At 64.0% G+C, this 13,882-nt stretch carries 10 protein-coding genes and 1 pseudogene; 7 read left to right on the top strand and 4 right to left on the bottom strand.

What is annotated here, in order from left to right; all coding sequences use genetic code 11:
• Window positions 1-4: 4 nt before the first annotated feature.
• Both A4R29_RS18380 and A4R29_RS18375 read right to left on the bottom strand, forming a co-directional pair.
• Window positions 5-1,487, bottom strand: a pseudogene (locus A4R29_RS18380) (HAL/PAL/TAL family ammonia-lyase).
• A complete protein-coding gene (locus A4R29_RS18375; RefSeq protein ID WP_063172544.1) occupies window positions 1,484-2,485 on the bottom strand; it encodes an ornithine cyclodeaminase family protein in 1,002 nt (333 codons plus the stop codon). Before A4R29_RS18375 ends, A4R29_RS18380 begins: the two are co-directional and overlap by 4 nt.
• A 121-nt stretch (window positions 2,486-2,606) precedes the next feature.
• Here A4R29_RS18375 and A4R29_RS18370 point away from each other — a divergent pair, with 121 nt between their 5' ends.
• From A4R29_RS18370 to A4R29_RS18340, 7 genes are all read left to right on the top strand, one after another.
• Entirely contained in the window at window positions 2,607-4,070 is a 1,464-nt protein-coding gene (locus A4R29_RS18370; RefSeq protein WP_063172543.1) for a DHA2 family efflux MFS transporter permease subunit, read from the top strand.
• Window positions 4,071-4,310: 240 nt separating this feature from the next.
• Window positions 4,311-5,297: an ABC transporter permease gene (locus A4R29_RS18365; RefSeq protein ID WP_013530837.1), complete on the top strand. Its 987-nt coding sequence runs from the start codon at window positions 4,311-4,313 to the stop codon at window positions 5,295-5,297.
• 66 nt (window positions 5,298-5,363) lie between these two features.
• Entirely contained in the window at window positions 5,364-6,392 is a 1,029-nt protein-coding gene (locus tag A4R29_RS18360; protein ID WP_063172542.1) for a sugar ABC transporter substrate-binding protein, read from the top strand.
• Window positions 6,393-6,474: 82 nt separating this feature from the next.
• On the top strand, window positions 6,475-8,598 hold the full coding sequence (locus A4R29_RS18355) for an ABC transporter permease (protein ID WP_024501552.1): 2,124 nt from the start codon (window positions 6,475-6,477) through the stop codon (window positions 8,596-8,598).
• Window positions 8,595-9,650, top strand: a complete 1,056-nt coding sequence (locus tag A4R29_RS18350; protein ID WP_063172541.1) for an SMP-30/gluconolactonase/LRE family protein — start codon at window positions 8,595-8,597, stop codon at window positions 9,648-9,650. The genes A4R29_RS18355 and A4R29_RS18350 overlap by 4 nt, the downstream gene beginning before the upstream one ends.
• Window positions 9,650-11,146 carry a sugar ABC transporter ATP-binding protein gene (locus tag A4R29_RS18345; RefSeq protein WP_063172540.1) on the top strand — a complete coding sequence of 499 codons (1,497 nt, stop codon included), beginning with the start codon at window positions 9,650-9,652 and terminating at the stop codon, window positions 11,144-11,146. Before A4R29_RS18350 ends, A4R29_RS18345 begins: the two co-directional genes overlap by 1 nt.
• A gap of 218 nt (window positions 11,147-11,364) precedes the next feature.
• Window positions 11,365-11,772, top strand: coding sequence for a carboxymuconolactone decarboxylase family protein (locus A4R29_RS18340; protein ID WP_063172539.1), 408 nt, complete (start codon window positions 11,365-11,367; stop codon window positions 11,770-11,772).
• Between the two features lie 4 nt (window positions 11,773-11,776).
• Here A4R29_RS18340 and A4R29_RS18335 read toward each other — a convergent pair whose 3' ends face one another.
• Window positions 11,777-12,664, bottom strand: coding sequence for an amidohydrolase family protein (locus tag A4R29_RS18335; protein ID WP_063173724.1), 888 nt, complete (start codon window positions 12,662-12,664; stop codon window positions 11,777-11,779).
• Window positions 12,664-13,800, bottom strand: coding sequence for a vWA domain-containing protein (locus A4R29_RS18330; protein WP_063172538.1), 1,137 nt, complete (start codon window positions 13,798-13,800; stop codon window positions 12,664-12,666). The genes A4R29_RS18335 and A4R29_RS18330 overlap by 1 nt, the downstream gene beginning before the upstream one ends.
• Window positions 13,801-13,882 lie beyond the last annotated feature (82 nt).

Genomic DNA, 13,882 nt, shown 5'->3' with positions numbered 1-13,882 from the left:
CGCGTCAGGCCGGCCAATTTCCGCCGGCGAGCGCGGCGTAAAGCGCTTCGGCGTCGATGCCGAGCGGCCGGTCCTCTTTCAGCATGGGGACGAGCGAGCGTATCGCCGCGTGAAGTGCGGCCGTGCGCGGCGCCAGTGTGAAGCCGTCGCGCAGGTCGACGGCCTGTGCCGCGGCCATCAATTCGAAGGCGATCAGCCGCCGCCACAGCGCGATCATCCCTGCGCATTTCGCAACCGCCAGAGGTGTCTGCGTGGCGTGATCCTCGACGCCCTCCGACACGGCCAGAAAGTCGAGCATCACCGGATTGGCCTTGTGGCGGATGGCGGCCAGGATCGAGGTCACTGTCTTCTGTAGCGGCACGAAGCCGGCCGAGGCGCCGCCGACCGGCGACAGATATTTCGGTAGGCCATTGCGGCCCGAACCGGTGAGCTGGATGAAGCGCGCGGCACTGGCCGCGGCACATTGGGCGATCGCCAGGCCGAGCGTCTCAAAGGCGAGCGCCAGTGCGGCGGTGTGGAAATTGCCGGTCGACAGTACCAGTTCATCATCCCCCAGCACCAGCGGGTTGTCGGCGGCGGCGTTGAGCTCGATCTCGACAGCCTGTCTCGCCTGGCCGATCGCCTCGATCAGTGCGCCATGGACCGACGACATGCAGCGGATCGACAGCGGGTCCTGCAAGGTGGTCGGTGCCGGCGCGTCGTCTCGGACGAGCAGATTGTGCAGCACCTTGGCTGCTTCCTGCTGGCCGGCTGCCGGGCGCGCCATATGCAGGCGCGGGTCGAGGATGGTGCGGTTGGCACCAAAACCTTCCATGGTCAAAGCCCCGGCATGCTGTTGCTGGGCCAGGGCAGTGAGGGCATCCGTCACTGCAAGTGCGCCGCTGCCGGCGGAAACCGCCGATGCGTTGATCAGCGATAGCCCGTCCTTGGGCGCCAGGCTGATCGGGGCGAGGCGCGCCATCATCAGCGCCTTGGCCGCCGGTATGCGACGGCCCCTGATAGTCGGCTTCGCCTTCGCCGGTGAGCATGCGGGCGAGTGCCGTCATCAGCACCAGGTCGCCGGCTCCGATCGAACCGAGCGAGGGCATGACGGGATGGACGCCGGCATTGAGCGCGTCGAGCAAAGCAACGAAGACGGAAGACGAAAGGCCGGATCCGCCAACCGACAGCATCGCTGCACGCGCGGCCATGCTTGCCCGCACGGCATCGACCGGCAATCCTTCGCCGACGGCGCCGCTGCGTCCCTCCAGCAACTGGCGCTGGAAGGCTCCGGCATCGCCCTCTACAGCAGTGCCGAGATTGGCGCCGAGCCCGGTGTTCAGGCCATAGATCTGCTGGCTGGACGCTGCAGCCTGGTCGAGCACTTTTCGTGCCTTCTCCAGCCTGCCGATGACATCGGGTCCGATCTCCACCTTGCGCCCATCGCGGGCGACCGCAGCGACATCGCCGACGCCGACGCCGGTTCCGGTGAGGACGAGCGCGCTCATGCGAAGCGCAGTCTCTGGCCGATGCCTTGCGCCTGCGCCTTGGCCAGCATCGCCTTGCCCAACGCGATATCAGACAGCGACAGGCCACGATGCCAGAACAGGATCGTTTCGTCGTCGCTTTCGCGCCCAACTTTCAGGCCGGCGGCGATTTGGCCGAGCTCGGCATGCAGCGTCTTCTCGCTCAGCCGCCCGGTCTCGACATGGGCGCGTAGCGAGCCGAACTTGCCGCCCTTGCACTGGCCCCAATCGTCGACGACCATTTTCTGCATGATGTCGGTCAACGACAGTTCCACCGCGCTCATCGTGCCATAGGGCACGACCAGCGCGCCGGGCTTGATCCATTCGGTCTTCAGCAACGGCTGCGGCTCCGGCAGCCGCGAGGCCTCGACGACGATGTCGGCGCCCTCGATGCAGCTTTTCCAGTCGGCCACCGCTGTGACCGTCTTGCCGAGATCGGCGGAGAGTTCGGCGGCAAAACCGTCGCGGCTTTCCGGGCGGCGCGAATGGACGCGAATCTCGTCGAAGTCGAAGAGATGGTCGAGCAGGCGCACATTCCAGTAGGCGGTGCCGCGCGCGCCGATATGGGCCAGCACCTTGGAATTCTTGCGCGCCAGATGCCTGGCGCCGATGGCGGTGACGGCGCCGGTTCGCATGTCGGTGATGACGGTGGCGTCGAGGATGGCGCGCGGCGCGCCGGTGCGCGGGTCGAACAGGTTGAGGATGCCGAATTCGGAAGGCAGGCCATGCAGGTAATTGTCGACATAGTCGCCGACGATCTTGACGCCGGCCGTGTCGAGCGGCGCGACGTAGCCGCGCAACACATTGAAATGGCCGTGGAAGGACGGGTCCGGCTCGAGATGGACGCGCGGTTCGATCACCGTCTGGCCCTTGCCTTGCGCCACCAGGCCAGCCTCGACGGCGGCGATGATTTCGCCATCGGTCATGGCAAGGGCATCGATGTCGAGGGCATTGAGGTATTCGATGTAGATGGGCTTCATGTTACGCGTATACTCTCCTCGACGGCCCCATCCATTCCATAGCAGGCCATGGCGGCACACGAAAGTTTGTTGCGACGTCTCTGGACGCCGCCGGGGAGATGCTGTTCAAACCGGTTCCGTCATGACTGCCATTCCCGAGATCGCAACCTTGTCCGAAACGGCCACCCATGCGCGGCGCGTGGCGTTGATCGTCGCCATCGCCTTTTTCATGCAGTTGCTGGATTCGACGATCATCTCGACATCGCTGCCGCAGATGGGCGCCTCCTTCGGCGTGTCGCCGGTGGCGATGAGCATCGGCATCACCGTCTACATGCTGACCATGGCGGTGTTCGTGCCGCTGTCGGGCTGGCTCGCCGACCGGTTCGGGGCGCGCAACATCTTCCTGCTGGCGATCGTCCTGTTCACCCTGGCTTCGCTCGCCTGCGGCCTCTCGCAAACCCTGACCCAGTTCGTCGCCGCACGTGTCGTGCAAGGGCTCGGCAGCGCGCTGATGACGCCGGTTGGGCGCATTCTCGTCCTGCGCAATGCGCCGAAATCCGAACTGCTCAACGCCACGGCGCTGATCACCTGGCCAGCACTGTTTGCGCCGGTGGTCGGGCCGGTGCTCGGCGGCTTCATCACCACCTATCTGTCCTGGCACTGGAATTTCTTCATCAACATCCCGCTCGGCGCGGTCGGGCTGGCGCTGGTCGCCCGTTTCATCCCAGGCGACCGCGAGGCCGACCCCAAGCCGCTCGACTGGCCCGGTTTTTTCCTGACATCGGCGGGACTTGCCTTGCTGCTCTACGGTCTCGAGCGTATCGCGCATCCCGAGGACGGCGTGCTGCCGACAGCGCTGCTGATCGTAGCCGGCATCGTCCTCGGCTGGCTGGCGGTGCGCCATCTCAGGCGCGCGCCGCATCCGCTGCTCGATCTCTCCTCGTTCAAGGTGCTGACCTTCGCCATCTCGACGCTTGCCGCCGGCACCATTTTCCGGGTGGCGATCAACGCCACGCCGTTCCTGCTGCCGCTGCTGTTCCAGGTTGGCTTCGGCCTTTCGCCTGTCGATGCCGGCTTGATGATCCTGGCCTATTTCCTTGGCAATCTCGGCATGAAGACGGTGACCACGCCGACGCTGCGCCGTTTCGGTTTCCGCTCGGTGATGGTCGTCAACGGCATCATCGCCTCGGCCTCGATCATGGCTTGCGGAGCGATCTCGCCGCAGACGCCGCAAGCGCTGGTGGTGGCGCTGATGCTGATTGCCGGCCTGTCGCGCTCGATGCAGTTCACCGCCCTTAACACGCTGGCCTTCGCCGACATCGATGCGTCGCAACGAAGCTCCGCGGCGACGCTGTCCTCGATGCTGCAGCAGGTGGCGATGCTGTTTGGCGTCGCGGTGGCGGCGGCGATCCTTAATCTGTCGCAGATCGTCAGGGATCGCCCCGCTCTCGATCTTGTGGATTTTCGAGTAGCCTTTCTGGCGATCGGCGCAATCGGGCTGGTGGCGGCGTTGCGTTTTCTCGTGCTCCCGCCAGGTGCGGGCGCGGAGGTTTCCGGGCACTCGCCGGGAAATTCAGATCGATTTTTCCGCCTGATGCGGAGATAAATTCCGTCCTGTCCCTTTGCCTTGGTGCAGCGCTTTCGCGTGCGGCCGCAATGGCGCAACCAATTGCCAAAAGCGCAGAGTTTTCCGCGCATTGCGCCAGCTTCGGCAATCGATGCGTCCACTCGATAAATATCGCAGCCAGCCTGGGTTCCGGGCGCGGATTCATTTGACGAACCGGCGTTGGGCCGATTAGCGTTCTTTCCCAGGGATGGCAGCGCTGCCATCGGGGCAAACGCAGACATGAACACCATCGGCTGGCCAAATTTCAGGAGCCTGAACCAGGAAGGCATTGTCTTTGCCATCGCCGTGGTGCTGTTCGTTGCAGCGGCTATAGGCCTGCCAGGCTTCATCGACCCCAACAATCTCGTCGCCATCGTCCGCTCCGTGTCGGTGCTGGGCATCCTTGCGCTCGGCATGGCCGTGGTCATCATCGGCCGCGGCATCGACCTCTCTGCCGTCGCGATCATGGCGATGTCGGTCGCCTGGTACCTGCAACTGCTGAATTCGGGGACGCCGGACGGGCTTGCCTTCGCCTATGTGCTGGCCGGTGTGCTGGCCATCGGCCTGCTCAATGGTTTTCTCGTCGCCTATGCCGACGTGCCGGCGATCTTCGTGACGCTGGCGACAGGCTCCTTCGTCTTCGGCTATGTACGCTCGCAACTGATCACGCAGGATGCCGTGCCGGTGCCGCAGGGCCATTGGGTCGAGTTGCTCGGTGGCCTGCGCTTCCTCGACATTCCCATCGAGGTTTTCGTCTTCGCAGGGCTGGCCTTCCTGTTCTTCCTGTTCCTGCGCTACACCAAATGGGGCCGCTATATCTATTTCGCCGGCGACAATCCGGTGGCCGCCCGCAACATCGGCATGCCGGTGCGGCCGATGCTGGTGCTGCGCTATGTGCTTTCCGCCTTCGTCGCACTGGTCGCCGGCCTGCTGACGGCGGCCAGCCTGCATTCGATCAATACCCGCGTCGTCAATTCGACGCTGCTCTACGATATCGTGCTGGTGGCGGTTATCGGCGGCATCGGCCTGTCCGGCGGGCGCGGCGGGGTGCGCAACGTGCTGGTCGGTGCGGCACTGATCGGCATCCTGCTCAACGCCATGACCATCATCGACATTCCGCTGCTCTACCAGAACCTGATCAAGGCAGCGATCCTGCTCGGCGCCATCATCGTCGACGGCATCATCAATCCACGTGACGAGCAGACCGCCCAGCAGGGCGACATCTAGACCTGAACTGCGGCGGACGGTTGGGGCCGGCCGCTGATAACAACGACCAAAGCAAAAGGATCCGACATGAAACTGATCAAGACACTCATGGCCGCCGCCACGGCGCTCGTTGTCACCGCCTTCGTGGCGCCAACCTTCGCCGCCGACGATCCGGGCCCGGCTGCGTACGCGCAGGCGCTCAAGGGCAAGCGCGTCATGCTGGTGCCTCTGGCAATGGGCTTCGACCTGGCGCAGGGCTGGGCGCACTATCTGAAGACCGAAGTCGAGGCCTGGGGCGGCGTGTTCGAGACGCGCGACCCGAACTGGGTCGTCGATGCCGGCGCGCAGGCGATCACGGACGCCATCTCCTCGGACACCAGGCCGGATGTGCTGATCATCCACGCGCCGGACCTCAACTCCTATTCCAAGCTGATGAAGAAGGCGCAGGCCGCCGGCACCTATGTCATCCTGGTCGACAATCCCGCCAACTTCCCGGCCGACGCCTTTATCGGCAGTGACTGGGACCGGCTTGGCCAGCTCGAGGCCGAAGCGGCGATCAAGGGCTGCGGCCCGAACTCGTCGAAGAAGATCGGCCTGGTGCAGGGTGACCAGGCGAACTCCTCCAGCCTCTATCAGTATGCCGGCATCATGAAGGTGCTGGACAAGAATCCCGACTTCAAGGTGGTGGCCAAGCCCGATTCCAACTGGGATGCGACGACCTCGCGCAACGTGACGACGACGATGCTGCAGCAGAACCCGGATATCTGCTCGATCATCGATTTCTGGGATGGCGACGCCACCGGCGCGTCCGCCGCGATCCGCGATGCCAAACTCGACGGCAAGGTGTTCCTGGTCACCACTGGCGGCGGCGAGAAGGCGGCCGATTGCGACAAGCTGGTCGACGGCACCTATGGCGCTGTGGTGATGACCGATCTTGCTCGCCAGTCGGGCGACATGAACGCCATCATCAAGTTCCTGCTGCAGAGCGGCCAGCCGGCCGGCACCTCGCACACCTACATCTACACGCTGGAGAAGGCGACGACCAAGGCCGACCTCAAGCCCGACAGCTGCTGGGACCTGAAGGCGCTGCAGGCACAAGCGGCGGCGGCAAAGTAAGCCGCACCTTTTCGACTGAAGTACAAGCGAGGTGACCGGAAGGATCCGGTCACCTCGTCCCCTCATGGAATAGCAGCAGCCGATGTCCTTTCGCGAACGCCTCCAGTCCTGGCGCTACAATCTCGTGCCCGACCATGTCGTCGGCGAGATACTGACCAAACGCTGGACCGACAACGCCATTCCGTTCCTGGCGCTGGTGGCGACATTGGCGACCTTCGGCTCGGTCATTCCCGGCTTCTTCAAGCTGACCGCTTTGCAGGAATCGACCCGCCAGCTCGGCGAGTTCTCGATGGTCGTCACCGGCATGACGGTGGTGATGCTGGGTGGCGGCATCGATCTGTCGGTCGGCTCGATCTTCGCGCTGTCGTGCTTTTCCGCCGTCTATGTCTTCTTCATCCTCGAACAGTCGATCTGGCTGGCGCTGGCCGCATCGCTCGCCACCGGCCTCATCTTCGGCGCCATCAACGGCTACCTTGTCGGCTATCTCAGGCTGCGCGCCTTTCTCACCACGCTGGTGACCTTCATCTTCGGCCGGGCGCTGTTCGACATCCTGGTCACCACCTATGCCGCCGATGTGCAGCTCTCGACCGCGACATCGGATGTGCTCGACTTCATCGGCGACAGCACCTTCTGGGGGCTGTCCGTCTCGGTGTGGCTGGCGATCATCCTGGCCATCGTCACCCATATCGCGCTGACGCGTTCGCGGCCGGGCTGGCACGTGCTGGCGGTCGGCGGCTCCAGGCGCTCGGCGCACAATGCCGGCATCCGCGTGCGCCGCACCGTGTTCATGACCTATGTCTTTTCCGGCTTCTGCGCCTCGATCGGCGGCTTCCTCATTGCTTGCCGGCTGAGCGGGGCAGGGCCGGGAACCGGCCTCAACCTCGAGATCATGGCGCTGACGGCGGCGGTGGTCGGCGGCGTCAGCCTCGGCGGCGGGCGCGGCTCGGTGATCAAGGGGCTGATGGGCGCAATCATCGTGCTGACCATGACCAACGGTCTGATCCGCTTGGGCTACGGCACCGGCACCAACCAGATGGTGCTCGGCATCATGTTGGCGGTGGCGGTGACTATCGACATCCGCTGGCTGAAGAACCGGCACAAGGTGCTGAATGAGGTCTATGTCGCGCCGGTCTATCTCAAGATGGGCGAGACACAGTCGGCCGCACCCGGCTCGGGCACGCCATACGAACTCGACAACAGGCTGTCGGCCGCAGAGCATATCGGGCTTGGCGAGCTGGAGGGGCCGGAAGACGTCATCCTCGACCGCGACGACAATCTCTATTGCGGCACGCGCCATGGCGAGATCGTCCGCTTCTTCGCGCCGGACTATGTCAGGTCGGAGGTGTTTGCCCACATCGGCGGTTTCCCGCTGGGGCTGGCCTTCGACAAATCAGGCAATCTGATCAGCTGCGTCGGCGCGATGGGTCTCTATTCGGTCTCGCCGGATCGGGAGGTCAAACGCCTCTCGGCGGAGACGTCGCGCTCGTGGACCTCGATCGTCGACGATGCACGGCTGCGTGACCCCAACGACTGCGATATCGCACCGGACGGCCGCATCTATTTCACAGATTCAACTAAGCGATATGACGCCCACGATTGGGCGCTGGATTCGATCGAGAACCGTGCCACCGGCCGGCTGCTGGTCTACGACCCGAAGGACGGTTCGACGAAGACGCTGCTCGACGGCTATCGCTACACCAACGGTGTGTGCATGGCGCATGACGGCAAGTCGCTGTTCTTCGCCGAAAGCTGGGCCTGCCGCGTGCACCGCTACTGGCTGGAGGGGCCGAAGGCCGGCACCGCCGAATGCGTCATCCGCGACATGCCGGGCTATCCCGACAACATCAACCGCGCTTCCGACGGCAATTACTGGATGGCGTGGCTTGGCATGCGCACGCCGAGCTTCGACCTGTCGCTGCGCCATCCCGACATGCGCAAGCGCATGACGCGCCGGCTACCGCAGGACGAATGGCTGTTTCCCAACATCAACACCGGCGGCGTGGTGAAATTCAATGACAGGGGCGGCATCGTCGAGGCGATGGGCGACCTCACCGGCGGCGCGCACCCGATGGTCACCTCAATGCGCGAGCACAAGGGGTATCTGTTCGTCGGCGGCATCCTCAACAACCGTATCGGCCGCTACAAGATTGCAGGCGCCGACCCGAACTGGACCAGCCCCGCTTCCTATTGGGGAGCAAAGCCATGATCCTCGACCCGGTGCTCGACCTGTTCCGCGGTAAGGCGGTGACCATCCCGCCGCTCGACGGCGCTTTTCGCCCCAATACGCGGCTGGATGATGCGCCGGCTTTTGCCGAGCTGACGGAACCGGATAATCTGCTGGTTACCGGTGACAGGCTGCTGGTCTCCAGCGGCAACGCCATCCATTCGATTGCTGCTGGAGCGCAACCTGTCGTGGTCGAGACCTTTCCGTCTGCCGTCACCGCGCTGGCGCTGTCGCCATTGGGCGAACTGACGGTCGGGCTGGAAAGCGGCAAGTTGCTGATGTCAGGCGTGGAGGTTTCGCTGCCGGCCGGGATCAGCTGCATCACCGCACTAGCCTATGCGGATGACGGCACGCTGTGGCTGGCCAACGGCTCGGCCGAGCATGTGCCATCGCAATGGGCCGCCGATCTGATGAAGAAGGGCGCGTCCGGTTCGCTCTGGAAGCGAGACGCGGCAGGCGGTGATTTTCGCAAGCTCGCCGGCGACATTGCCTTTCCCTACGGGCTGCATCCTGTCGGCAAGGATGTGCTTGTCAGTGAAAGCTGGCGCCATCAGTTGGTGCGTTTCGGCGGCGCGACGGGCAGCCGTTCGACGGTTCTGACGCATCTGCCAGGCTATCCCGCGAGGCTGTCGCCGTCCGCCGATGGTGGGGCCTGGCTGACCTTGTTTGCGCCGCGCAACCGGCTGATCGAATTCGTGCTGCAGGAAACGCATTACCGGCAGGACATGCTGAGCCAAGTGCCGCCGGCCTACTGGATCGCGCCGGCACTGGCGTCCAGCCGCAGCTTCCTCGAGCCGCTGCAATGCGGCGGCATCCGCACCATGGGCATCCACAAGCCGTGGTCGCCGAGCCGCTCCTATGGGCTGGTGGTCAGGCTCGACCAGAAGATGCAGCCGCTGTTCAGCCTGCACAGCCGCGCCAACGGCACGCGTCATGGCATCTGCAGCGTTGCGGAAAAGGACGGCCGGCTGTTTGTCGCCTCCAGAGGCGGTGACTGCGTGCTGGCGATCGACCTCGCTTCTGGAGGTTTCTGATGGAACCGATCGTTCGGCTGGAAAACGTCACCAAGAATTATCGCGGCGTGCCCGCGGTGAAGAACGTCAGCTTCGAACTGCGCAAGGGCGAGATCCATGCGCTGCTCGGCGAGAACGGCGCGGGAAAATCGACGCTGACCAAGATCATCGCCGGTGTGGTCGATGCCACTTCGGGCAAGATGTTCCACAAGGGCCAGGAAATCGCCTACGCCTCGCCGCACGCAGCGCTTGAAGCCGGCATCGCGATGGTGTTCCAGGAGACCAGCCTGGTGCCGTCGATGACGGTGGCGCAGAACCTTTATCTCGGCACCGAAAAGTTCCTCAACCGGCTGCGCGGCACCTACATTTCAGCGCAGCAGTTCCTGCAGTCGCTGAACTTCCCGGTCGACCCCAACGCCATGGTGGCAACGCTGGGTGCGGCCAAGCGGCAGATGGTCGAGATCGCGCGCGCCGTCCACCACAATGCCGAGATCATCATCTTCGACGAGCCGACGGCGACGCTGACGCCGGAGGAGAAGCGGCACTTCTTCGCGCTGATCCGCCGGCTGAAGGCGGGCGGCGTCTCGATCGTCTTCATCAGCCATGCGCTGGAAGAGGCGCTCGATATCGCCGACCGCATCACCATCCTGCGCGACGGCGAGCTGGTCATTACCGACGACACATCCGCCTTCGACCGCGACAGGATCGTTTCCGCCATGGTCGGGCGCACGCTATCGGGACAGATCTACCGCCAGCGCGACGAAGCGAAGCTGCGCAAGGCGGGCAAGAAAGTGCTGTCGGTGCAGGACATTTCGATGAGCAATGTCGTGCGCAACACCTCTTTTTCGATCTTCGAGGGCCAGATCACCGGCGTGTTCGGGCTGATCGGCTCCGGCCGCACCGAGACATTCAAGATCGTCTCAGGCATCTACAAGCGGGATTTCCTGCGCGGCGGCGCGATTGAACTCGATGACAGATCGGTGCGCTATCTCGTGCCGAGCGAAGCGGTGGCCGACGGCATCGTCTATGTCACCGAGGACCGCAAGAGCGAAGGCATCTTCGAGACGATGGGCATTGCCGAAAACCTGTTCGGCGGACTGCTGGCGGCGGGCCGCGAAAAGGCCTGGGTGATCAACACGCAGGAGATGCGCGCGCTCTCGGCCGAATGGACGAAGACGCTGAACATCAAGGCAATCAACGACAATGCGCGCGTCGTCGAGCTGTCAGGCGGCAACCAGCAGAAGGTGGTGATCGGCAAGGGGCTGGTGCAGAAGCCGCGCATCGTCATCTTCGACGAGCCGACACGTGGCGTCGATGTCGGCGCGATCGCCGAGATCCACCAGATCATCAACCGGCTGGCCGATGAGGGGCTGGCCGTCGTCGTCATCTCGTCCTACCTGCCGGAGATCATGAACCTGTCCGACCGCATCCTGGTCTGCCGCCAGGGCCGCATCGTCGAGGAGTTTTCGCCGGCGGAGGCCACGGAGGAGAAGATCATGTACGCGGCCGTGCATTAGATTCAGGTGAGGCCGGCCTGCAAATGGCGGTTTCCTGCGCTTCGGTGCTCACGTACGAAAAGTACGCTCCGCTCCGGTTCTCGGAACTCACCATTTTCGACTCGGCCTGACCTGAATCTAGACGCCGGCGCTGGAAAAGTGAATCGGACGAGTGGATTGGCCGCAATTGCTCAAGACCTGATTCAATTCACGCAACGATCCAACGAAGGAAAAACCCCATGGCCACCACAAAACTCCTCAGCGATGCCGAGGTCGAAAAGATTCCCGCCGTGAAAGCCGTGTTCGACGACATCCGCGCGACGCGCAAATCTGATTTCGTCAACAATTTCTGGCGCGGGCTGGCCAATGATCCTCCGGCGCTGAAGCGGATCTGGGAACAGTTGAAGGTGGTGATGGTCGCCGACAGCGCCATCGATCCGCTGACCAAGGAGATGATTTACATCGCGGTGTCGACCGCCAATGGCTGCTCCTACTGCGTCCACTCGCACACGGCTGCAGCCCGCGCCAAGGGCATGACCGATGCGCAGCATGGCGAACTGGTGTCGATCATCGGGCTCGCCGGCCAGACCAACCATCTGGTGACGGCGATGCAGATTCCAGTCGATCCGCAGTTCGAGGTGAAGTGAGGCGTCACACCGGCCGGTAAACCTTCTCCGCCGTGTTCCAGAAGATATCCGCCTCCGCTGCCGCACCATGCTTGGCCACCGCGTCGCGGTGCGCCTTGATCAGCTCAGCGTGGCTGGTCCACAGCTTCTCGATCGGGAAGTTCGAGCCGAACATCAGATGGTCGGCGCCCAGGATATCGATCGCGTTGTCTACGACATAGGCGATCAGCAGGGGATCGTTGCGGTGGACGAAAGTGCCGAGGCCCGACAGCTTGGCGTAAAGATTGGGCGCCGCCGACAGCGTTTGCAGGCCTGCCTTCCAGGCCTCGGTGGTTTCCGGTTCCATGCCGGTCAGCATGCCTGCATGGGTGAGGATGAAATTCGTTTCGGGGTTCTCGCCGACCAGCGTCAGGCCGTCCTTCATCTGGGCGGGGAAGAGCTGCAGGTCGAAGGACAGGCCATAATCCTTGAGCCGCGCCACATTGGCGCGCACTTTCGGGTCGATCACCTGATCGGCGGAGGCGGCGAAGCGGAAGGCCGGGGTCTCGTGCCAGTGCAACTGCATGCGCAGGCCGCGCAGCAGCTTGTATTTCATCAAGCGATCGATCTGAGGCCTGATATCGTCGACGGTCATGTCGGTGTAGCCGACGATGGCATGCGGCCAGCCGGTTTCGTCGGACGTCTTCTGCAGGAAAGCGACTTCCTTCTCGAAATCCTCCTTGGCCCAGTTGGTCTGGACGTAGACGGCCTTCTCGACGCCTGAATCCCTCTGGTCTTCGAGAAATTCCTCGATCGGATAGTCGCGCCGGATCGGTTCGTAGGGGCCGAAGATGCGCGGCACCATCGGTCCGACCAGCCATGGCTGGTCCTGTTGGCGCCAGATGTGAAAATGTGCGTCGATGGTTTTCTGCATCATGAAACCCTCTTCCAGATTGTCGCCGCCGCCGGAGCAGGGCGGGCGAGCGACAGGATGAAATCGGTGAGACCGGCAAGCGACGAGCCGTCGACGAGATCGTCGAGGTCAGGCAGGATGGCGCGAAGTGCCGCCGTTGCCGGCCGGAAGCGCGGGTCGCCGGCCAAAGGTGTGGCCAGCGACAGCCGGAAGGCGCGGGCGCTCAGCCGCCGCATGGCTGTCTCCAACTCGGCATGGTCGCCCCGCTCCAGCGCGTCGGACAGGATGACGATTGCGGCACCGCGTGCAAACGACGAGAAGCGCGGCACCGAGAGGAAAGCGAGCAGCGTCGGGCCCATGCGGGTGCCGCCGTCCCAATCGTCGACCTGGGCTGCGGCGCGGGCCAATGCCTGGTCGCGGTCGCGGATGCGCAATGCCGCGGTGATGCGGGTCAGCCGCGTGCCGAAGGTGAAGATTTCGGCGCGGTCCGCGCCTTGCACGGCGGCATGCGCCAGCTTCAGATAGTCCGCGGTGTGCAGCTTCATCGAGCCGGAAACGTCGATCAGGAGCAGCAGCTTGCGCGGCACGGTCTGGCGGCGGCGCAGCAGCGGCGAGGGTACGTCGCCATCGGCGCTGACGATTTCCCGCAGCGACCGGCGCAGATCGAGCTTGCCGCGCGAATGCGTGCGCACGGTGCGGAACGAGCGGCGGACGGGCAAGGCTGAAGCGAGCCTGCGGCGGAAAGCGGCAAGGTTGTCGTCGTCGCGCTTGAAATCGCGGGTACTCAGTTGTTCGGCTCCGGAAGAGAGTTCGCCACCTTCCTGATGGCTGATGACCTCGATCTCTTCCTGGCTCGCACCGCCATCATCCTTGATGCGGGTTTCCTCGTCGGCGTCGCCTTCGACTATGGCAGATGTGTTGCCATAGAAATGGCTCTGGAAATGCGCTTCGAATTCGTCGCGGCGGTCGGGCGGCGGCGCCAGGGTGGCGAGGGCCGCCTCGCGGATGTCGGCCATCGAGCGTGGACCGAGCAACGTCACCGCCTGCATGAAACAGGAGACTTGCTCGGGGGCTATGGCAAAGCCGTAGCGGCGCAAGAGCCTGGCAAAACCCAGGAATGGGGAGGCGGCGCGGGGGAGGCTTGTTTCCCGCATCATTCTGTGTCGCCCCCCTCTGTCCTGCCGGACATCTCCCCCTCAAGGGGGGAGATTGGCAGCTTCGGCGCTTCGCTCTGTTCGG

Source organism: Mesorhizobium ciceri biovar biserrulae, from assembly GCF_001618845.1.
In the GTDB taxonomy this organism is placed as follows: domain Bacteria; phylum Pseudomonadota; class Alphaproteobacteria; order Rhizobiales; family Rhizobiaceae; genus Mesorhizobium; species Mesorhizobium ciceri.
Note: the sequence above shows the minus strand (reverse complement) of the source record. Positions and strands in the feature narration are given on the sequence as shown.